The sequence below is a fragment of the Kluyvera sp. EC_51 genome (assembly GCF_019584505.1).
GTDB classification, from domain to species: domain Bacteria; phylum Pseudomonadota; class Gammaproteobacteria; order Enterobacterales; family Enterobacteriaceae; genus Kluyvera; species Kluyvera sichuanensis.
Window position 1 is genome coordinate 104,540 of the sequence record NZ_VDAG01000085.1, and the last position, 20,282, is coordinate 124,821.

The 20,282-nt window shown below is 56.9% G+C and carries 20 protein-coding genes; 12 read left to right on the top strand and 8 right to left on the bottom strand.

Going from position 1 to position 20,282, the window contains the following annotated elements; all coding sequences use genetic code 11:
• Window positions 1-58: 58 nt before the first annotated feature.
• The 3 genes from nirD to tsgA form a co-directional block, all read right to left on the bottom strand.
• Complete coding sequence (gene nirD, locus FHC49_RS15435; RefSeq protein ID WP_035894394.1) at window positions 59-385, bottom strand: nitrite reductase small subunit NirD; 327 nt, start codon at window positions 383-385, stop codon at window positions 59-61.
• Complete coding sequence (gene nirB / locus FHC49_RS15440; RefSeq protein ID WP_185668974.1) at window positions 382-2,925, bottom strand: nitrite reductase large subunit NirB; 2,544 nt, start codon at window positions 2,923-2,925, stop codon at window positions 382-384. The genes nirD and nirB overlap by 4 nt, the downstream gene beginning before the upstream one ends.
• Window positions 2,926-3,237: 312 nt before the next feature.
• Window positions 3,238-4,419, bottom strand: a complete 1,182-nt coding sequence (tsgA, locus tag FHC49_RS15445; RefSeq protein ID WP_185668973.1) for an MFS transporter TsgA — start codon at window positions 4,417-4,419, stop codon at window positions 3,238-3,240.
• A 278-nt stretch (window positions 4,420-4,697) separates the two neighbouring features.
• Here tsgA and ppiA point away from each other — a divergent pair, with 278 nt between their 5' ends.
• From ppiA to FHC49_RS15460, 3 genes are all read left to right on the top strand, one after another.
• Window positions 4,698-5,270 carry a peptidylprolyl isomerase A gene (gene ppiA, locus FHC49_RS15450; protein WP_185668972.1) on the top strand — a complete coding sequence of 191 codons (573 nt, stop codon included), beginning with the start codon at window positions 4,698-4,700 and terminating at the stop codon, window positions 5,268-5,270.
• A gap of 95 nt (window positions 5,271-5,365) precedes the next feature.
• Window positions 5,366-5,929, top strand: coding sequence for an aminodeoxychorismate synthase component 2 (gene pabA, locus FHC49_RS15455; protein WP_185668971.1), 564 nt, complete (start codon window positions 5,366-5,368; stop codon window positions 5,927-5,929).
• An 84-nt stretch (window positions 5,930-6,013) separates the two neighbouring features.
• On the top strand, window positions 6,014-7,231 hold the full coding sequence (locus tag FHC49_RS15460) for an aspartate aminotransferase family protein (protein ID WP_123650851.1): 1,218 nt from the start codon (window positions 6,014-6,016) through the stop codon (window positions 7,229-7,231).
• Here the strand turns inward: FHC49_RS15460 and FHC49_RS15465 are convergent.
• Both FHC49_RS15465 and crp read right to left on the bottom strand, forming a co-directional pair.
• The gene (locus FHC49_RS15465; protein ID WP_220440254.1) at window positions 7,224-9,299 is read right to left on the bottom strand and encodes a YccS/YhfK family putative transporter; all 2,076 of its coding nucleotides are present in this window, start codon (window positions 9,297-9,299) and stop codon (window positions 7,224-7,226) included. The two genes, FHC49_RS15460 and FHC49_RS15465, sit on opposite strands and share 8 nt — an antisense overlap.
• 54 nt (window positions 9,300-9,353) lie before the next feature.
• On the bottom strand, window positions 9,354-9,986 hold the full coding sequence (gene crp, locus FHC49_RS15470; protein ID WP_000242758.1) for a cAMP-activated global transcriptional regulator CRP: 633 nt from the start codon (window positions 9,984-9,986) through the stop codon (window positions 9,354-9,356).
• Window positions 9,987-10,290: 304 nt separating this feature from the next.
• On the opposite strand from crp, the gene FHC49_RS15475 reads away from it, so the two are divergent.
• A complete protein-coding gene (locus FHC49_RS15475; protein WP_035894387.1) occupies window positions 10,291-10,695 on the top strand; it encodes an OsmC family protein in 405 nt (134 codons plus the stop codon).
• Window positions 10,696-10,791: 96 nt separating this feature from the next.
• Here the strand turns inward: FHC49_RS15475 and FHC49_RS15480 are convergent, their stop codons facing one another.
• The 3 genes from FHC49_RS15480 to FHC49_RS15490 all read right to left on the bottom strand — a co-directional run bounded on the left by FHC49_RS15480 (window position 10,792) and on the right by FHC49_RS15490 (window position 12,958).
• Entirely contained in the window at window positions 10,792-11,655 is an 864-nt protein-coding gene (locus FHC49_RS15480) for a phosphoribulokinase (protein ID WP_185668969.1), read from the bottom strand.
• A gap of 65 nt (window positions 11,656-11,720) precedes the next feature.
• Window positions 11,721-11,939 (bottom strand): YheU family protein, encoded by a 219-nt coding sequence (locus tag FHC49_RS15485; protein ID WP_185668968.1) that lies wholly within the window; start codon window positions 11,937-11,939, stop codon window positions 11,721-11,723.
• Window positions 11,936-12,958 carry a hydrolase gene (locus FHC49_RS15490; protein ID WP_185668967.1) on the bottom strand — a complete coding sequence of 341 codons (1,023 nt, stop codon included), beginning with the start codon at window positions 12,956-12,958 and terminating at the stop codon, window positions 11,936-11,938. Before FHC49_RS15490 ends, FHC49_RS15485 begins: the two co-directional genes overlap by 4 nt.
• A gap of 248 nt (window positions 12,959-13,206) precedes the next feature.
• On the opposite strand from FHC49_RS15490, the gene mdcA reads away from it, so the two are divergent.
• The 8 genes from mdcA (at window position 13,207) to mdcH (ending at window position 20,266) form a co-directional block, all read left to right on the top strand.
• On the top strand, window positions 13,207-14,862 hold the full coding sequence (gene mdcA / locus FHC49_RS15495; RefSeq protein ID WP_185668966.1) for a malonate decarboxylase subunit alpha: 1,656 nt from the start codon (window positions 13,207-13,209) through the stop codon (window positions 14,860-14,862).
• Window positions 14,862-15,722, top strand: coding sequence for a triphosphoribosyl-dephospho-CoA synthase (locus FHC49_RS15500; RefSeq protein WP_220440255.1), 861 nt, complete (start codon window positions 14,862-14,864; stop codon window positions 15,720-15,722). The genes mdcA and FHC49_RS15500 overlap by 1 nt, the downstream gene beginning before the upstream one ends.
• A 17-nt stretch (window positions 15,723-15,739) precedes the next feature.
• On the top strand, window positions 15,740-16,039 hold the full coding sequence (mdcC, locus tag FHC49_RS15505; protein WP_185668964.1) for a malonate decarboxylase acyl carrier protein: 300 nt from the start codon (window positions 15,740-15,742) through the stop codon (window positions 16,037-16,039).
• The gene (locus FHC49_RS15510; RefSeq protein WP_220440256.1) at window positions 16,032-16,865 is read left to right on the top strand and encodes a biotin-independent malonate decarboxylase subunit beta; all 834 of its coding nucleotides are present in this window, start codon (window positions 16,032-16,034) and stop codon (window positions 16,863-16,865) included. The genes mdcC and FHC49_RS15510 overlap by 8 nt, the downstream gene beginning before the upstream one ends.
• The gene (mdcE, locus tag FHC49_RS15515; protein ID WP_220440271.1) at window positions 16,865-17,665 is read left to right on the top strand and encodes a biotin-independent malonate decarboxylase subunit gamma; all 801 of its coding nucleotides are present in this window, start codon (window positions 16,865-16,867) and stop codon (window positions 17,663-17,665) included. The genes FHC49_RS15510 and mdcE overlap by 1 nt, the downstream gene beginning before the upstream one ends.
• A gap of 124 nt (window positions 17,666-17,789) precedes the next feature.
• A complete protein-coding gene (locus FHC49_RS15520) occupies window positions 17,790-18,749 on the top strand; it encodes an AEC family transporter (RefSeq protein ID WP_185668962.1) in 960 nt (319 codons plus the stop codon).
• Window positions 18,750-18,752: 3 nt separating this feature from the next.
• Window positions 18,753-19,373: a malonate decarboxylase holo-ACP synthase gene (locus FHC49_RS15525; RefSeq protein WP_185668961.1), complete on the top strand. Its 621-nt coding sequence runs from the start codon at window positions 18,753-18,755 to the stop codon at window positions 19,371-19,373.
• The gene (mdcH, locus tag FHC49_RS15530; RefSeq protein WP_220440257.1) at window positions 19,370-20,266 is read left to right on the top strand and encodes a malonate decarboxylase subunit epsilon; all 897 of its coding nucleotides are present in this window, start codon (window positions 19,370-19,372) and stop codon (window positions 20,264-20,266) included. Before FHC49_RS15525 ends, mdcH begins: the two co-directional genes overlap by 4 nt.
• The last annotated feature ends 16 nt before the right edge of the window (window positions 20,267-20,282 follow it).

Below are 20,282 nucleotides of genomic sequence, written 5' to 3' on the forward strand. Positions count from 1 at the left end.
TTCCCGCTGTTACCCCTTTGAGGTCATAAGTTTTTAATATTACTTATGCCCAAAACGATCAGGCTTTCAGCTGCACCTGGCCATCTTTAACGCGAACTTCATAGTGTGGAATGGAGTGACTCTCGTCTTCCATGCACAGGCCGTCACGCAGGCGGAAGCGCTGTTTTTTCAGCGGACTTGCCACCCACAGTTCGCCCTGATGTTCAGCAATCAGGCCGCGCGACAGCACGCTCGACTCAAAGAACGGGTCGATGTTGCTGATGGCGAAGACCTGATTGTCGGCATACGGACGGAACACGGCAACCTGCTGGTTACCCAGCAGTGCACAGACGCCTGTTGCTGGCAGAATCGCGTCAATTTTGCAGATATTTACCCACTGGCTCATGCGTTTTCCTCCACCAGAGTTACCGGAATACGTTCATACGGTGTCGCAGGACGGTGCTGAGCACGCTCGGCCACGACCTGAACGTTCGGGTCACGCTGTTCGCTGTTGATAAAGTGTTTGAAGCGTACCTGAGCGGCCGGGTCGTTTACGGTCTCGGTCCATTCACAGGCAAACGCTTCGCGCAGACGGGCGATCTCTTCTTCCAGGTGCTGATTCAGCCCCAGCTTGTCGTCGATGATAACCGAACGCAGGTAGTCGATACCGCCTTCCAGGTTATCCAGCCACGGCGCGGTACGGGTCAGCTTATCGGCGGTGCGGATGTAGAACATCATGAAGCGGTCGAGGTATTTCACCAGTGTTTCGCGGTCGAGGTCAGCGGCCAGCAGGTCTGCATGGCGCGGCTTCATCCCGCCGTTACCACAAACGTAGAGGTTCCAGCCTTTCTCGGTGGCGATAATACCTACGTCCTTGCCCTGAGCTTCCGCACACTCACGGGTACAGCCAGAGACACCAAACTTCATCTTGTGCGGCGTACGAATGCCCTTGTAGCGGTTTTCCAGCTCGACGCCGAAGCCTACGCTATCGCCGACGCCATAACGGCACCAGGTGCTGCCTACGCAGGTTTTCGCCATACGCAGCGCTTTGGCATAGGCATGACCGGTTTCGAAGCCTGCTTCAATCAGCTGGCGCCAGATTTCCGGCAGGTCATCTTTCTGCGCACCGAACAGGCCGATACGCTGGGAACCGGTGATTTTGGTGTACAGGTTAAATTCACGTGCGATACGGCCAACGGCAACCAGACCTTCCGGAGTGATTTCACCGCCCGCAGAACGTGGGATAACGGAGTAGGTACCGTCTTTCTGGATGTTCGCCAGGAAGTTGTCGTTAGTGTCCTGCAGCGGCGTATGCTGCGGCTTGAGGATGTATTCGTTCCAGCAGGAGGCCAGCAGAGAACCGACGGTGGGTTTACAGACTTCGCAGCCGTAGCCTTTGCCGTATTTTGCCAGCAGCTCGTCGAAGGTTTTAATGCCTTCAACGCGGATCAGGTGATACAGCTCCTGACGGGTAAAGGCGAAGTGTTCACACAGGCTGTGGTTCACTTCGATACCCTGTTTCGCCAGCTCGGCGTTCAGCACCTGGGTGACCAACGGAATACAGCCGCCGCAGCCGGTGCCGGCTTTGGTTTCGGCTTTCAGGGCTGCAACGGTGTGGCAGCCTTTGTTGATGGCGGCGATCAGGTCGCCTTTAGAGACGTCAAAACAGGAACAAATCTGCGCGCTGTCCGGCAGTTTATCGACGCCGATAGACGGTTTACCACTGCTGGCGTGTGCTGGCAGGATCAGTGAATCTGGGTTTTCTGGCAGTTCGATGGCGTTCAGCGCCAGCTGCAGCAGGTTGCCGTAGTCGCTGGTATCGCCAACCAGTACCGCCCCGAGCAGGGTTTTGTTGTCTTCGCTCACGATCAGGCGTTTGTAGACTTCTTTGCTTTCGTCGAGATAGACGTAGCTGCGCGCGCCCGGCGTACGACCGTGGGCATCGCCGATACCACCGACGTCTACACCCAGCAGCTTCAGCTTGGCGCTCATGTCCGCGCCCTGGAAGGCGTTTGGCGTACCGAGGATATGGTCAACGGCGACCTGCGCCATTTTGTAACCCGGTGCGACCAGGCCGTAGACGCGGTTTTTCCAGCTGGCGCATTCGCCGATAGCGTAGATATCCGGGTCAGATGTCTGGCAGCTGTCATTAATCAGGATACCGCCGCGCTGGCCGACTTCCAGGCCGCACTGGGTGGCCAGTTTGTCGCGTGGACGAATACCGGTAGAGAAGACGATGAAGTCGATTTCCAGCTGGCTGCCGTCGGCAAAGCGCATGGTCTTACGGCCGTTTTCGCCTTCCTGAACAATCTCTTTGGTGTTTTTGCTGGTGTGAACTTTCACACCCATGCTTTCGATTTTACGCTTGAGCTGTTCGCCACCCATCTGATCGAGCTGTTCAGCCATCAGCATTGGGGCGAATTCAATCACGTGGGTTTCCACGCCGAGGTTTTTCAGCGCGCCGGCTGCTTCGAGGCCGAGCAGGCCGCCGCCGACTACCGCACCACGTTTGCTACGGCGGGCACAGGCTTCAATGGCGTTCAGATCTTCAATCGTACGGTAAACGAAGCAGTCCTGAGTTTCAGACCCTTTGATTGGCGGGATCCACGGATAGGAGCCGGTCGCCATAATCAGCTTGTCATAAAAGACGGTACGGCCAGCGCTGGAGTGAATCACCTTCTCTTTACGGTTGATGGTGATAGCGCGTTCGCCGACCAGTACCTTCACGCCGTGCTTCTCATAGAAGCCTTCGCGCACCAGCGACAGCTCTTCTGCCGTGTGGTGGGAGAAGTAGGAGGAGAGGTGCACGCGGTCGTAGGCGATGCGCGGCTCTTCACAGAAGACGGTGATATCGAACTGGCTTGCGTCGGACTTATCGAGAAGATCCTCGATAAAGCGGTGGCCGACCATGCCGTTACCGATAATTGCGAGTCTGACTTTGCTCATTTTTGCCTCGATTTCTATTCTAATACTGCCTACCTTAACGATTCAGCTATTGGGATTATTGATACAAATCAATTTAGCCTTTACCTACCCCTTAATGAGTAGGATTATGATTTTTAAGTGGTTTTGTAAGTTGCGGAAAATACTCAACTTTATTTGCTGTTTGTTTTTTGAGCGAAAAGAGTGAAAAAACGGCGGGGGAGAGGGAAGTTGGAGAATACGTCATGTTTGTGAGCGCTGAGGGGGGGCCGTTCACTTCACGTCATGTTCAACAGAACGTAAAGTGAACGGAATATCACACCGGGCTAACCGATATTAATGAGAGGCGCTCGCCGCATGCTGGCGATGGCGGCTCACAAAGCCCAGAACAAGACACATCACGAACACCACGGCGTACAGACCGTTTGCCGTCGTCAGCGCCGCCAACGGGCCGCTATGGGCAACGATAGGGCCAGTGACAACGAAGGTCAGCATGGTACCGATGGTGCCGCAGGTCAGGACAAAGTTAACCAGTTTTGGTGAGGCGATTTTAGTCTGCAGCGAACCCAGCGTAATGATGGAGGTATAGATAGCGCTGGAGAAGAAGCCGAGAGTCAGAATGAACCAGACCAGATGCTGCGGCTCGCCGTGGTTGAACAGGTACATCATCACGGTGGCGATACCGGCCAGAACGGTCAGGATACGCTGCAGGTCGAAGAAGCGTAGAATGAAGCTGAAGGCCCACATACCGAACATATAGGACATCCAGAAATCACTCACCAACTGGCCCGCGTCGTTCAGGCTCATGCCCAGACCTTTAGCGTATTCCGGTACCCAGGAGATGAAGCCCAGCTGGCCCAGGATGTAGCACAGCGCAGCGATGGACAGGAACAGCACGCCGATGCCCCATTTCTCTTTCACCACCGGCTGGTCGCTGGTTTGCGCTTTTTTACCCAGAACCGGGAATTCACAGCCCAGGGTCAGCACGAAGATAGCAACATAGATGAGGCCGATGCAGGCGTAAACCCAGTACCACTCGATGGTGCGCGCCAGCAGCCAGGCGGCGAGCATTGGGAAGATCATCCCGGCCATACTGAAGAAGGAGTCGGTAAACAGCAGACGTGCACCGCGCTGACGACCTTCATACATATGGGTGATCAGGAAGGTACCAATCGACATGGTGATCCCGCTGACCAGGCCAAGCACGAACATCGCCGCAGAGAACAGCGCCAGGCTATGGCTGGTCATCAGCCCGATAACCGCCAGCACCATCAAAATAAAGCCGAAGCGCAGCTGAGTTTTCAGCGGCACAATTTCCATCAGCCAGGCATTGAGGAAGATAGAGATCAGGATCCCTGCGTTCAGGAAGGTAAAGGTGTTACTCATGCTGGAAACGGGCAGATTAAAGTAATCGGCGATATTTCCCATCACCATCCCGGTGACAATTACCAACGCGCCGGTAAGGGCGTAGGAGAAAAAGCTGATCCATGTGAGCTTGGTACGGTTGCTGTTAGTCATGACTGGCCTGTGAATAGTTGTGTAAAGCGCGTTGACTCTGCGCTGAGCGAGCAGATTTTAGTCATTGACGTGATGCATTCATAGTTTTATTACGCAAAACTTTCTTTATTACATTTTTCAATGTGATCATGATCACATAATGAATTGAGTGTTTTCTTAGCCTGATTATTATTAACCGTTTCAGACACGTAAACTTTAGTAAAGCACTGGCCTGAGGGGCTATCCCTCTTTAGAATCAAGCCACTTGCTTTCTCTACTGCACCGTTAAAGGAATTCTCATGCTCAAATCCACACTGGCGGCCATGGCGGCTGTGTTTGCACTCTCTGCGGTTGCGCCTGCGGCGTTAGCGGCGAAAAACGATCCGCACGTGCTGCTGACCACTTCTGCTGGCAACATCGAGTTGCAGCTCGATAGCCAGAAGGCGCCGGTCTCCGTTGAAAACTTCCTGAAATACGTTAATAGCGGCTTTTATAACAACACCACGTTCCACCGCGTGATCCCGGGCTTTATGGTTCAGGGCGGCGGTTTTAACGAACAGATGCAGCAGAAGCAGCCGAATCCTCCGATTAAAAACGAAGCCGATAACGGCCTGCGTAACACCCGTGGCACCATCGCGATGGCGCGTACCGCAGACAAAGACAGCGCAACCAGCCAGTTCTTTATCAACGTCGCGGATAACGCCTTCCTGGATCATGGCCAGCGTGACTTTGGCTACGCGGTATTTGGTAAGGTCGTGAAAGGGATGGACGTGGCAGACAAAATTGCCCAGGTGCCGACTCACAACGTTGGGCCATACCAGAATGTGCCGTCCAAGCCGATTGTCATCCTCTCAGCGAAAGTCCTGCCGTAATTGCACGGGGCGGCATCTGGCATGAGGCTGCCGCCCAGTCGCTAAAGTGGTAAGCACCCGGTAGAATGGCGGCTGATTGAAAGACCGGAGCCGCCATGATTCTGCTGATTGATAACTACGATTCCTTTACCTGGAACCTCTACCAGTACTTCTGTGAGTTAGGGGCCAGCGTGACGGTCAAACGTAATGACGACATCACTCTCGATGATATCGATACGCTTGCGCCGGACAAAATTGTTATCTCCCCTGGTCCCTGCACGCCGGATGACGCCGGTATCTCTCTCGATGTTATTCGCCGCTACGCCGGTAAAACGCCGCTGCTTGGCGTCTGCTTAGGCCATCAGGCTATTGCTCAGGCATTCGGTGCGCGAATTGTTCGTGCCGAAAAAGTGATGCACGGCAAAACCTCCCCGATTACCCATCAGCAGCAGGGCGTGTTCCGCGGCCTGAATAATCCGCTCACCGTAACGCGCTACCACTCGTTGCTGATCGATCCGGCGACGCTGCCCGACTGCTTTGAGGTGACGGCCCGCAGTGAAACGGGGGAGATTATGGGTATCCGCCATCGTGAATGGGATCTGGAAGGGGTGCAGTTCCACCCGGAAAGTATTCTCAGTGAGCAAGGTCACGCGCTACTGGCAAACTTCCTCACGCGATAGTAGTTGCCATGACGTGATTTTTTATGCATATTTTGTGGATAAATTCTCACAATCATTGCTTCATCGTTTGCAGAAGGGCATGACATGGAAACCAAACAACCTGCTATTACCCGCGCGACCTTCGATCAGGTCATTTTGCCAATCTATGCACCGGCTGAATTTATTCCGGTGAAAGGTAAAGGGAGCCGCGTGTGGGATCAGCAAGGCAAAGAGTACGTTGATTTCGCGGGCGGTATCGCGGTGACCGCGCTGGGCCACTGTCATCCGGCACTGGTTGAGGCGCTAAAAACCCAGGGCGAAACGCTGTGGCACACCAGTAACGTTTTCACCAACGAGCCGGCGCTGCGTCTGGGCCAGAAGCTGGTAGACGCGACCTTTGCCGAGCGCGTGGTGTTTATGAACTCCGGGACGGAAGCGAACGAAACCGCCTTTAAGCTGGCGCGCTACTACGCATCCACTCGTCATAGCCCGTACAAAACGAAAATCATCGCTTTCCATAATGCCTTCCACGGCCGTTCGCTGTTTACCGTCTCCGTTGGCGGGCAACCGAAGTATTCTGACGGCTTTGGCCCGAAACCTGCCGATATCGTCCACGTGCCGTTTAACGATCTGCATGCAGTAGAAGCGGTGATCGATGACCATACCTGCGCCATCGTGGTTGAGCCGATTCAGGGCGAAGGCGGCGTGCTGGCGGCGACCCCTGAGTTCTTACAGGGCCTGCGCGCCCTGTGCGATAAGCATCAGGCGCTGCTGGTGTTTGATGAAGTACAAAGCGGCATGGGGCGTACCGGCTCGCTGTTTGCCTATATGCACTATGGCGTAACGCCAGATATCCTCACCAGCGCCAAAGCGCTGGGCGGCGGCTTCCCGGTGAGTGCGATGCTGACCACCAACGACATTGCCAGCGCATTCCACGTCGGCTCACATGGCTCCACCTACGGCGGTAACCCGCTGGCCTGCGCGGTAGCGGGTGCGGCATTTGATATTATCAACACCCCGGAAGTGCTGAACGGCGTGAACGCCAAGCGCGAGCGCTTTGTGCAGCATCTGCAGCATATCAACGCGAAGTACGATGTCTTTAGCGACGTGCGCGGTATGGGCTTGTTGATTGGCGCGGCGCTGAACGAGAAATACAAAGGCCGGGCGCGTGATTTCCTCTACGCGGCGGCGGACGTTGGCGTGATGGTACTGAACGCAGGGCCGGATGTGATGCGCTTTGCACCATCGCTGGTGGTGGAAGAGGTGGATATCGACGAAGGGATGCAGCGCTTCGCTCAGGCGGTCGCTAAAATCGTTAGCTAGCCCGTCGTTTTAACCAGCCGCCATGACGGGGGCGCTGTCGCCAGGCCACCGACGAGATGGTGTGCATGGTGCTCAGATGCCCCAGAATACGCTGAAGATGCTGTTCCATGGTGCTTAACGGCCCGTGGGACAGCGCGTCCGGCGACTCCATAATATTCACTTCACCGCTACTTCCCGCCTCATCGTACTCCAGACGCTGCTGACAGCGCTGAAGGGCAACCTCACAGGATTCCAGATACTGCTGCGCCAGATCCGGCGTCAGCATATTGTGCTCGCGCGCCAGCGTGGTCATGGCGTTGATGTGCTCGACGATAAACTGACTATGGGTAACCCACAGCTTCATATCTGCCAGATAACGCGAGTTGAAGCCCGGCTCCTGCATCGCCTGATTCAGCGTGTTGAAGAGCGTATTGTGTGCCTGGTTGACGCGCATCCGCTGGTAGGCAAGCTTCGGCGCCTGTGGGTCGGGGCTTAGGATGAGGCGAATGGCCTCCTGGTCCGCCTCCAGCGCCGCCTGGGCGTTTTGCCGCAGCTGGCCGCTTTGCCACTGTGGCCACAGCCAGATCATGCCGCCAAAGGCAATCAGGCAGCCGATGATGGTGTCGATAAAGCGGGCGACGATGAACTGCTCGCCGTTCAGCGTCAGAATCTGCAGGGTATACACGGCAGTGATAGTAAAGCCGACGGTGGCCCAGCCGTAGTGGCGACGGATAATCAGGTAGCTCCCCAGCGTGACGATAAGCATGCCTGTCAGCGCCAGCCCTTCCGGCGCATGGAAGTGCAGGACGACGGCGGCAATCACCAGCCCCGCCAGCGTGCCCGCTGCGCGGTGGAAAATACGTACGCGGGTCGCGCCGTAGCCGTTCTGCGTGACCAGCAGCACCGTCATCAGGATCCAGTAAGGCTTCGGTAGGTGCAGCGCTGCGCCCATCAGGCTGGCGATGCTCAGCATCACGCTGAGCCGGGCGGCGTTGCGCAGGGCTGGAGATTTCAGCGACAGGTAGTTTTTAAGCGCCGGGAATAGCGGCAGGCGGCGCTGTTTATCGGCCATCAGGTCACGCGGGTAGAGTGGGCGCTGGGAGCGCAGCACGCGGGCGATACGGCTGAAGTGCCAGGCGCAAAACTGACCGACCGGGTTATCCGGATGCTGGTCGGCAATTTTTTCCAGCGCGCCGATCTGCTTATCCATATTGAAGCGAGTCGGGTAGCGGTGATAGAGAATATCGTCTGCCAGTACCCTCAGGCGTGCCGCGACGGTCTGGGCGTTCCAGCGGATCACCGCTTCGGCGTGGCTGCGTTCAACCAGCTTTTGTACCTCTTCCGGCTGGTGCAGGCTGACGGAGATATGCTCCTGTAAATCGAGCCCCACCTGGAAGGCGCGCAGCAGGCGCTTGTAGTCGTTGTGCTGGTTAGCCGCAAGCATGTGCAACTGCTGATAGCATTGGGAAATCAGATCCACCACTTTCTGCTGGCGAGTCAGCAGCGGCGGCAGCGCGGTGCTCGGGTCGGTGTGCTGGGTCAGCAGGCTATATTTAGCCTCGCAGTATTCGGCAAGCTGGCGATAGAGCAGGCTCAGCGATTCCCGCAGCGGCTGTTCGCGCCACATCCAGAACCACCACCAGTTAAACAGCCCGTACCAGAGCGTGCCCAGCGCGTAGAGCAGCAATGGCTCCCAGATGGGCATATTACCCGCCAGGCTTAGGGTAAAGATGGAAGCAATCAGCGAAGCAGGCAGCAGTCGCCCGTGCAGCGCGCTGATTTCCGCCGTGACGCCCAGCAGCAGCGCCAGCCCGGTGAGAATCAACGGTAGGGGAATGTCGTGTTCCAGCAGTAGCTGTACGGCAAGGCTACAGCCAGCAAACAGGCAGCCGCCAATAATCAGGCGCTTAAAAAAGCGTTTATGCGGCGTGTCGAGGCCAGCGATATTGCAGCAGGCGGGCACTAAGGAGAACAGCAGACCTTGCTGGAGGTGGCCGAGAAGCAGCCCGATGGCAACCGGCAGGCATAACACCAGCGTTTGCCGCAGTGCATAGTTGACTTCCGGGTGGTAAATCAGCCTGCGCCACATAGGGGGAAAACAAAAATGGCGTATTGCTTTCACAATACGCCATTTTGGGCCGGATTAGCGGGTACCGTAAACGACAATGGTTTTGCCGTGCGCGGAGATCAGGTTCTGATCTTCCAGCATTTTCAGAATACGGCCCACGGTTTCACGGGAGCAGCCAACGATCTGACCGATTTCCTGACGGGTGATTTTAATCTGCATACCGTCTGGGTGGGTCATCGCATCAGGCTGTTTTGCCAGGTTCAGCAGGGTCTGTGCGATACGACCGGTAACGTCCAGGAAGGCCAGGTTACCGACTTTTTCGGAAGTGACCTGCAGACGACGCGCCATCTGAGAAGAGAGACGCATCAGAATGTCCGGGTTTACCTGGATCAGCTGACGGAATTTTTTATAAGAGATTTCAGCAACTTCACAAGCGGTTTTTGCTCGTACCCATGCGCTGCGTTCCTGGCCTTCTTCGAACAGACCCAGCTCGCCGATAAAATCGCCCTGGTTGAGGTAAGAGAGGATCATCTCTTTGCCTTCTTCGTCCTTGATGAGTACAGCCACGGAGCCTTTTACGATGTAATACAGCGTCTCTGCTTTTTCACCCTGGTGAATCAGCGTGCTCTTCGATGGGTACTTATGAATATGGCAATGAGACAAGAACCATTCGAGAGTAGGGTCTGTTTGCGGTTTGCCAAGCACCATGCGCGGTTATCCTCTGTTATAAGCTCTTCCCAGCGGCAAAAACATTGCAGCCACTGGTTGCAATAGTATCCTTCCCGTTACCTGGGAAGTCGGCTGTCGAATAGGGTCGCAGCCTGTAATGTGATGTCCTCTGCATACATGCAGTACGTTTATGTATTACCGTAGCATCCTGACTGTTTTAGCATAGCTTTTGCCGTGTGTCTCCTGGTGTCTCGCTTCAGCATGACGTCGATCGCCTTCCATTGCGAGAATTGTTATGTGCGCGTAATCTGAGAAGAAAATTGCAACCTGGGAGTTAAATATTATGCAAGCGCGTGTGAAATGGGTTGAGGGGTTAACCTTCCTCGGTGAGTCAGCTTCAGGCCACCAAATTTTGATGGACGGTAACTCTGGCGATAAAGCGCCAAGCCCGATGGAAGTGGTGCTGATGGCCGCCGGCGGTTGCAGCGCGATTGACGTGGTCTCCATCCTGCAAAAAGGTCGCAATGACGTGACCGACTGCGAAGTGAAGCTCACCTCCGAGCGTCGTGAAGAAGCCCCGCGTCTGTTTACGCACATCAACCTGCACTTTATCGTCACCGGTAAAGCGTTGAAGGATGCGGCGGTATCGCGCGCGGTCGATCTCTCTGCTGAGAAATACTGCTCGGTTGCGCTGATGCTCGAAAAAGCGGTGAACATCACTCACTCTTACGAAGTGATTGAAGGCTGATTACATGCCAGACGTAGCCCGGCCGAACGTAGTGACGCCGGGGCCATTCCCGGCGTCGGTGCTCGCGCGCCTCGTCCGGGCTACCTGGTCTTGGTGCTAGTTCCGACCTTCCATCAGACGCTGCACCAGCGGCGTCATGATTAATTCCATCGCCAGCCCCATCTTCCCGCCGGGAACGACCAGCGTATTCATATGCGAGATAAATGAACCCTGCAACATGGCCAGTAGCCACGGGTAGTCGATGTGGTCGAGATTACGGAAGTGAATCACCACGAAACTCTCGTCCAGCGACGGAATGCTTTTGGCCGCAAATGGGTTAGAGGTGTCGACCGTCGGCACGCGCTGGAAGTTGATATGAGTGCGGGAGAACTGCGGGGTAATGAAGTTGATGTAGTCTTCCATCGACCGCACCACCGAATCCATCACTGCCTCACGAGAGTGACCGCGCTCGCTGGTGTCGCGGATCATCTTCTGAATCCACTCCAGGTTAACAATCGGTACCACGCCGACCAACAGATCAACATGGCGAGCCACATCGTGCTGCGGGGTAACGACGCCACCGTGCAGTCCTTCATAGAACAGCACATCGGTCGGTTCCGGCAGCGGCTGCCACGGCGTAAACGTACCGGGCACCTGGTTCCACGGCACCGCCTCGTCGTAGGTATGCAGGTATTTACGCGATTTCCCTTGCCCGTTCAGGCCGTAGTCGCGAAAGGTCTGTTCCAGCAGGCCAAAGTCGTTGGCATCCGGGCCGAAGTAGCTGATATGGCGGCCAAGGTCACGGGCCTTGCGGATAGCCATATCCATTTCCGGACGGGTATAGCGGTGAAAGCTGTCGCCTTCGACTTCCGCCGCGCGCAGGTTGAGCTGAGCAAAGATTTTACGAAACGCGAGGCTGGTGGTGGTGGTTCCTGCTCCGCTGGAGCCGGTAACGGCAATGACCGGATGTTTGGCAGACATGCGAATAACTCCCTGAACAGACGACAACGGAAGCGGGTAAAACGCTCCCTATCGTTAGAGTATAGTTAACCGCGAAATTGGTTACGGGGCATGATGTTGACGGTCTCGTGAAGCTCAGACCAGACCAGCACCGCTTCGCCTGTTTGTAGCTGGTGTTTGACGTCGGCGACCTTTTGCGCAAGTGAACGTTCATATTCACCATAATCAGTGCCTTCGCGCAAGACAAAGCTTTCAATCAGATTATCCAACGTCTCCGGGTCGATATCCTGCCAGGGAATCATCATGCTTTTGCTCCTAACCACGGCATCAGCCAGTCGGGGATGCGTTTTTCCAGCCACATTTCCGGGTGACGCAGGGTGCCGCCGATAAACCCGACATGGCCGCCGTACTCAGTAAGCTGGTAGACGACGTTATCCGGCAACTCTTCCTGGGCAGGAATAGAGTGATGGTCCATAAACGGATCGTCTTTTGAGTGGATGATCAGCGTCGGCTTGGTGATTTTGCTTAGGATCGGCATCGCACTACATTGACGGTAGTAATCGATCGCGTCGGCGAAGCCGTGGATCTTCGAGGTGATCGAATCGTCGAACTCGCGGATGCGGCGCATGCTTTTCAGCTGACGCAGATCCACCGGCAGCGAGCCGGGATAGGCTTTAAGCTTACGGGCGGCGTTGCCTTTCAGCAGGTTCAGTAGGTAGCGCTGATAGACTCGCGAGAAGCCTTTATCCATATGGTAGCTGCAGGCTTCCAGCATAAATGGCGCGGAGACAATCACTGCCGCATCTATCGGCACGTCATCACCTTCTTTGGCCAGCAGGCAGGCCAGCATATTGCCGCCAAGCGAGTACCCGACCGCCGCCGTTGGTGCTTTACCATATTCACGCTGCAGCCAGTTCAGGAACCAGGTACCGTCTTCCGTTTCACCTGAGTGATAAATCCGGTTCAGGCGGTTCGGCTCACCGCTGCAGCCGCGAAAATGCATCACCACGCCCAGCCAGCCCTGTTCTTTCGCCGCGTTAATCAGGCCATGCGCGTACGGGCTGTGTAGGCTGCCCTCCAGACCATGAAACACCACCAGACGAGGCTTATGCAGCGCACCCGCCGGGTCTTCACTCCACGCTAAATCGACGAAGTCGCCGTCCGGCAACTCAAGGCGTTGCCAGTGCGGGGTGAATTGCAGTTTTCGACGAAGCAGCCGCGGCAGCATGGTCTGAAGATGACGGTTGCTGATACCGCGCATGGGGACGAAGTCCGCGCTGCTGGAGGTGTCGATACTGAGATCGTGGTGGGTTGTTTCAGTCATAACTCGGCGATGTTTACCTGGAATCTGCGCCTACTATACCGTCACTTTGCCATCGTGTTTATGAAAATGAGGCATCGGTAGTCGTTTTTATCCCGCCAGGATCTGATCTTAATCACAAATTGTTACTTCAATTATTACTCTCAGGCTAATGATTCTTTCCTACGCTTAATTGATGACTTTCTCGCCAGGGTGCACAATCTTTTCAGTGTTAAGCAATCAAAATGATTAGCTGAATCAGGAGGTTAATAATGTTATCTGGGCAAACACCAGCACGCGTCTGGAACACACGTCGCACCGAAAAGCAGCGACGTCTGGCTTCCGTACCGGTGCAGGGCAAGGTTCTGCCGACCGCAGACCTGACCGCAATGCTGGAAAAACTGATCGCGCCGGGTGACCGCGTGGTATTAGAGGGGAATAACCAAAAGCAGGCAGACTTCTTGTCTCGCATGCTGGCAGAGGTTAACCCGCAGATTGTGCACGACCTGCACATGATTATGCCGAGCGTCGGCCGCAGCGAGCATCTGGATATCTTCGAAAAAGGGATCGCCCGCAAGCTGGACTTCTCCTTCTCCGGTACCCAGAGCCTGCGTATTTCGCAGCTGCTGGAAGATGGTCTGCTGGAAATCGGTGCCATCCATACCTACATCGAACTCTATTCCCGTCTGTACGTTGACCTGTCGCCGAACGTCGCGCTGATTGCCGGTTTTAAAGCCGACCGCAAAGGTAACCTCTATACCGGGGCGAGCACCGAAGATACCCCTGCGTTAGTTGAAGCCGCCGCGTTCCACGATGGCATCGTCATCGCACAGGTGAACGAGCTGGTGGACGACGAATGTGACCTGCCGCGCGTTGATATCCCGGGCTCCTGGGTTGACTTCGTCGTTGTAGCCGACAAGCCGTTCTTTATCGAACCGCTGTTTACCCGCGACCCGCGTCTCATCAAACAGGAACACATCCTGATGGCGATGATGGCGATTAAAGGCATCTACGCAGAACATCAGGTTCAGTCGCTGAACCACGGTATCGGCTTTAACACCGCCGCTATCGAACTGCTGCTGCCAACCTACGGCGAACAGCTCGGCCTGAAAGGCAAAATCTGTAAACACTGGACGCTGAACCCGCATCCAACGCTGATTCCAGCGATTGAGAGCGGCTGGGTAGAAAGCGTGCACTGCTTCGGCGGCGAGCTGGGGATGGAAGAGTACATCCGCGCCCGTCCAGACATCTTCTTTACCGGTTCCGACGGCTCGATGCGTTCTAACCGCGCCTTCTGCCAGCTGGCAGGTCAGTACGCGGTGGATATGTTTATCGGCTCCACCCTGCAGGTTGATGGCTACGCCAACTCCTCCACTGTGACCCGCGGTCGTCTTTCCGGCTTCGGTGGCGCGCCAAACATGGGTCATGACCCGCACGGCCGTCGTCATGCGACGCCAGCCTGGCTGAACATGATCACTGAACCAGACCCAATGCAGCGCGGTAAAAAACTGGTGGTGCAGATGGTCGAAACCTTCCAGGCGGGCGTGAAGCCAACCTTCGTCGAAAAACTCGATGCTGTAGAAGTGGCCAAATCCTCTGGGATGCCGCTGGCTCCGGTGATGATCTACGGCGACGACGTGACCCACGTGCTGACGGAAGAAGGTATCGCCTACCTCTATCGTGCCAAAGACCTTGAAGAGCGCCGTGCAATGGTCGCTGCGGTTGCGGGTATCACCGATATCGGCCTGGGCGTTGACGCTAAGCGCGTTGCCGAACTGCGTCAGAGCGGCAAGGTGGTTTATCCGGAAGATATGGGCATTCGTCGTACCGACGCGACCCGTTCGCTGCTGGCGGCCGGTAGCGTCGCTGACCTGGTGGAATGGTCCGGCGGTCTTTACAACCCACCTGCGAAATTCCGGAGCTGGTAATGAAACTTCTGCCCCAGATTCAGGTTGAAGGCGGTGCCGAATGGCTGGCGCGAACCGCCACGCAGTGTCTGATTGACGAAGCACGATTAAGCCCGAAACCCGGTCTGGTGGACAGTCGGGGGAACGGCGCACACCACGATTTATCGTTGGCGTTGATGGAGCGCTCCGCGCACAGCCTGACCTCCACGTTTCAGGCGCTGGCGCAACAAAGCTGGCAGCGTCCAGTGGATATCGCGCTCAGACAAACCATAGGGCGACTCGGCCGTGAAGGCGAGCAGCAGATGATGGCCGCGACCAACGGCGTGAATACCCACCGCGGCGCGATTTGGGCGCTGGGGTTGCTGGTGAGCGCCGTGGCGATGCACGGCGGTACCGGTGGCGCGCAGCAGATAGCCACCACCGCTGCGGAACTGGCGAAACTGCCGGATAACGCTGCGCCGAAGGTCTTCAGCAAAGGGCTTCGCGCGACGCATCGTTATCGTGTACCGGGCGCTCGCGAAGAAGCTCAGCAGGCGTTTCCGCACGTGATGCAGCGTGCGCTGCCGCAGCTGCGTTTAAGCCGCCTGCACGGTAGTAGCGAGACGCACGCGAGGCTGGATGCGCTGATGGCCATCATGACCTCGCTGACCGATACCTGCGTGCTGTCTCGCGCAGGGCTGGAAGGGCTTGATGCCATGCAGGACGGCGCCCGTGCGGTGCTGAATGCGGGCGGTAGCGCGCATCCGGCAGGTCAGGCGGCATTGGCGGAACTGGATAGCCAGATGCTGGCGCTGAACGCTTCACCGGGCGGCGCTGCCGACCTGCTTGCCGCCACGCTGTTTCTCGATCGCGTCGAAATCACGTCGAATCGCCTTATTTAAAGCATTAAGAGGATGTTATGGAACACATTACGTTAACCGTACCGGCCAGCCGCACCTTAAGCGGCAAAGCGCTGGCAGGCGTTGTGGGCTCCGGGGATATGGAGGTGTTATTCACCGCCGACCAGAGCCAGACGTTAACCATTGATATCACCACTTCTGTCGATAACAGCACCAGCCGCTGGGAAGCGCTGTTCAACCGTCTGCAAACGGTCAGCAGCCTGCCGGCAGGCAAACTGACTATTCACGACTTCGGCGCGACGCCGGGCGTGGCGCGCATCCGTATCGAACAGGTTTTTGAAGAGGTGAGCTATGCGTGATGATCGCAGTTTTATCGAATTAAAAGCGCGCCAGCGTGCGCATGCGCTGCTGGATGAAGGCAGCTACCGTGAACTGCTCGACCCGTTTGAAGGCGTGATGTCGCCGTGGCTGGGGGCGCAGGGCATTGTTCCGCAGGCCGATGACGGCATGGTGGTAGCCAAAGGCACTATCAACGGCAAACCGGCTGTTGTGGTGGCGATTGAAGGCGCATTCCAGGGCGGCAGCATGGGCGAAGTGTCTGGTGCCAAAATGGCGGCCGCACTGGAGCTGGCGGCGGAAGATAACCGTAACGGCATTCCTACCCAGGCGGTACTGAGCCTGGAAACCGGCGGCGTTCGTCTGCAGGAAGCCAACCTCGGTCTGGCGGCGATTGCCGACATTCATGCGGCGATTGTTGACCTGCGTCGTTATACCCCGGTCGTTGGCATTGTGGCCGGTACCGTGGGCTGCTTCGGTGGGATGTCCATCGCCGCGGCGCTGTGCAGCTATCTGATTGTGACCCGCGAAGCGCGTCTTGGCCTGAACGGCCCGCAGGTTATCGAACAGGAAGCCGGGATTGAAGAGTACGACTCCCGCGACCGTCCGTTTATCTGGAGCATGACCGGTGGTGAAGTTCGCTACCAAAGCGGGCTGGTTGAAGCGTTGGTTAACGACGGCGTGAACGCGGTGAAAGCCGCCATGAACGAGGCGCTGGAGAAAGGCGTTCCGGCACAACATCGCACCGATAACTACGACTGGTATCTCGATCGCCTGAGCCACTTCGACACCCGTAAACAGGCCGATTCAGAACAGATTAAAGCGCTCTTCGCCCGGGAGGTGAAATGATGAGTAACGTAATTAGCCGTGGCGAATTATGGCTGGAAACGCTGGTTCCAGGTGCCAAACGTATTGCAGGGCTGTGCCCATCCGTGCAGGCCGCTGATGGTGAGCTGAACGGTGAAGCCGTGCGTTTTATCGCCGTCGTTCCTGATGCCCACAACCACTACCCGCGTGCCACCAAAGGCGAAGTGGGTCTGCTGGAAGGCTGGACGCTGGCAAAAGTGGTGAGCGAAACCGTCGCCGCCGATGCCAACAGCGCGGTGAAACGCCCGATTGTAGCGGTGATTGACGTCGCCAGCCAGGCCTATGGTCGTCGTGAAGAAGGCTTTGGTATTCACCAGGCGCTGGCCGGTGCCGCAGCGGCGTATGCCAATGCGCGTCTGGCAGGTCACCCGGTGATTGGCCTTATCGTCGGTAAAGCGATGTCCGGTGCGTTTCTGGCACACGGTTATCAGGCAAACCGTCTGATCGCTTTTAACGACAAAGGCGTACTGATCCACGCGATGGGCAAAGAATCCGCGGCACGCATTACCCTGCGTACCGTTGAGGCGCTGGAAAAACTGGCGGCAACCATTCCGCCGATGGCGTATGACATCAGTAACTACGCCACCCTGGGGCTGCTGGAAAACCTGCTGGATATCAGCAATCCGGATGCCCCATCTGCACAAGACCTGGCGCTGGTGAAAAACACCCTGCAAAAGGCCATCAACGACGCTCGTCAGGACCCAACGCTGAAAAGCCGTCTGGGCGCTGACAACCGCCGCAGCTCTGCCCTCGTACGCGAACGCATGCGAGCAAGCTGGTAAGTAAAAAAAGAGACCTGCCGGATGTACGGCTCCATGGGCGCTTCCCCGCGCCCATGAGGGCTCCTGCATCTGAAAAATAATAATCATCGCGCCAGTGCTAACTTTTTTTCATTACAGGTGAAATATGACTTACGTAATTGTTCATGCTCTTGCTCCGATTTTCGTCATCATGCTGCTGGGATTCTGGGCCGGTAAGGCCAAAATGGTCGATAACAAAAATGTCTCCCTGCTCAATATCTTCGTGATGGACTTTGCCTTGCCAGCCGCGCTGTTCAGCGCCACGGTACAAACACCGTGGGCGGGTATCGTCGCCCAGTCGCCGCTGATTCTGGTACTGACCCTGGCGATGTGGATTACCTATGCCGCCATCTACTTTATGGCGACCAACGTCTTCAAAAAGTCCCCACAGGATGCCGCCGTACTGACCCTGACCGTGGCGCTGCCAAACTACGCCGCGCTGGGTCTGCCGATTCTGGGCAGCGTGCTGGGTGAAGCGTCTTCGACGTCGCTGTCCGTTGCCGTTTCCATTGCCTGTGGTTCCGTGCTGATGACGCCGTTCTGCTTGCTGATCCTCGAACGTGAAAAAGCACGTGCTGAAGGCGGTAACTCCGGCTCTACGCTCTCCATGCTGCCGGTACTGATGTGGCGCTCGATTAAAAAACCAATCGTGATGGGCCCGCTGCTGGGGGTTATCCTCTCCGCAATTGGCATCAAAATGCCGGAACTGGTGCTGGCGGCGATCAAACCGCTGGGTCTGTCTGCTACCGCAGCGGCGCTGTTCCTGACCGGTGTGATCCTCTCTGCGCGTAAACTGCAGATCAACACCGTGGTGATTACCTCAACCATCGCCAAACTGCTGATTCAACCGGCTATTGCCTGGGGTATCGTGCTGATTTTTGGCCTGCATGGTTCCGTGGCGATCACCGCTATTCTGATGATTGCGCTGTCCGCTGGTTTCTTCGGTGTGGTATTCGGTAACCGATTTGGCGTGCAGTCGCCGGATGCAGAAGCCGTGCTGCTGTTGAGCTCCGTACTGTGTATCCTGTCGCTGCCGCTGTTTATCTCGCTGACTTCAGGAATCTAAATCATGAGCACAACATTACGTCCACACGACCTTATCTGGCTGAACGCGCGCGACGCGCTTGAAGATGTCACGGAATCCTGGGTGGATACCGTCTGGCATAGCGGCCTGCCGGTGGTGGTGCGACGTGATGTTGATGCGCAGGGGCGCATTCCCGTGGGCGTCCGCGGGATGAAGCGCGACCAGCGTGCCGCCGGTTGGGTGAAAGCAGGGGCGGTCGTCCGCGTCTGCACGCCGGAATCGCTGGTGGACCCGCTGTCGCTCCTGCGTTCGCCCTTTATCTCTCAGCCACCGCTTCAGGTGGCTTTGTTATTGGCGCAGCAGGCGTGGCCGTGGACGTGGGGCATTACTGGCAGTACCGGCTATGCGCTGGCAACCGGGATCCCGGTGATCCACGCGGCAAGCGATCTGGATCTACTGATCCGCGCGCCGCAGCCGCTCTCCCGAGAAGCGCTGGAGAAGTGGCAGCAGCAGCTGACGGGCGGGCTATGCCGGGCGGATACCCAGGTGGATACCCCGCGCGGTGGATTTGCCCTCAATGAATGGCTGCGGGATGGAAAAGCGCTGTTAAAAACCTCACAGGGGCCGCAACTGGTTCGCGATCCGTGGGGCAGGGAGGAGTCATGAAAATTCTGTTTACCTTCCCGGGGCAGGGGACGCAGCATGAAGGTATGCTGCAAAACCTACCGGGGACGGTGCTGGCCCAGGCACGTGACGTGCTGGGCGCTGAAGTTGATTCACTGGATAGCTCTGAAGCGCTGAAACATACCCGAGCGGTTCAGCTGTCTCTGCTGATTGCTGGCGTCGCCTGGGCGCGTGAGCTGGAGCGTCGTGGCGTGGTACCGGATATCGTCAGCGGGCTCTCCATTGGCGCCTACCCGGCGGCGGTGGTTGCCGGTGCGCTTGATTTTGCCGACGCGTTGACGCTGGTGGCGCTGCGCGGCGACTTAATGGAGCAGGCCTATCCGCACGGCTACGGTCTGACGGCAATTATGGGGCTGACGCTCGCTCAGGTGGAAAGCCTGGTGGCAGGCAGCGGCACCTATATTGCTAACCTGAATGCCGAAACGCAGATTGTGATTGCCGGCCCTGATGACGCGATGGCAGATGTGGCAAAACGCGCGATGGCGAAAGGGGCCAGCAAGGCACCTCGCCTGGCCGTGAGCGTGCCGTCACACTGTGAACTGCTCGCCAGGCCTGCGCAAAAGCTGGTTGAGGCGTTCAGCCATGTGACGCTTTCCCGCCCGCGCTACGCCTATCTGAGCGGCAGTACCGGTCGTGTGCTGTGGCAGCCGGAGCGTATTGCTGACGATCTGGCGATGAATATGGCACGCACGGTGCGCTGGCAGGAGGCGGTTATCTCCGCTAACGAACGCGAAGCGCGGCTGGCGATTGAAATGCCACCCGGCGGCATCCTGACCTGCTTGACGCGGCAGGCGGCGTGGGAAGGGGAGTCTATTTCTCTGGAGCGCAGCGGCGTGGATGTTGCCGCGCATCTGGCGAAACGCCTGCGGTCGTAGTCAGCATTTACCGTAG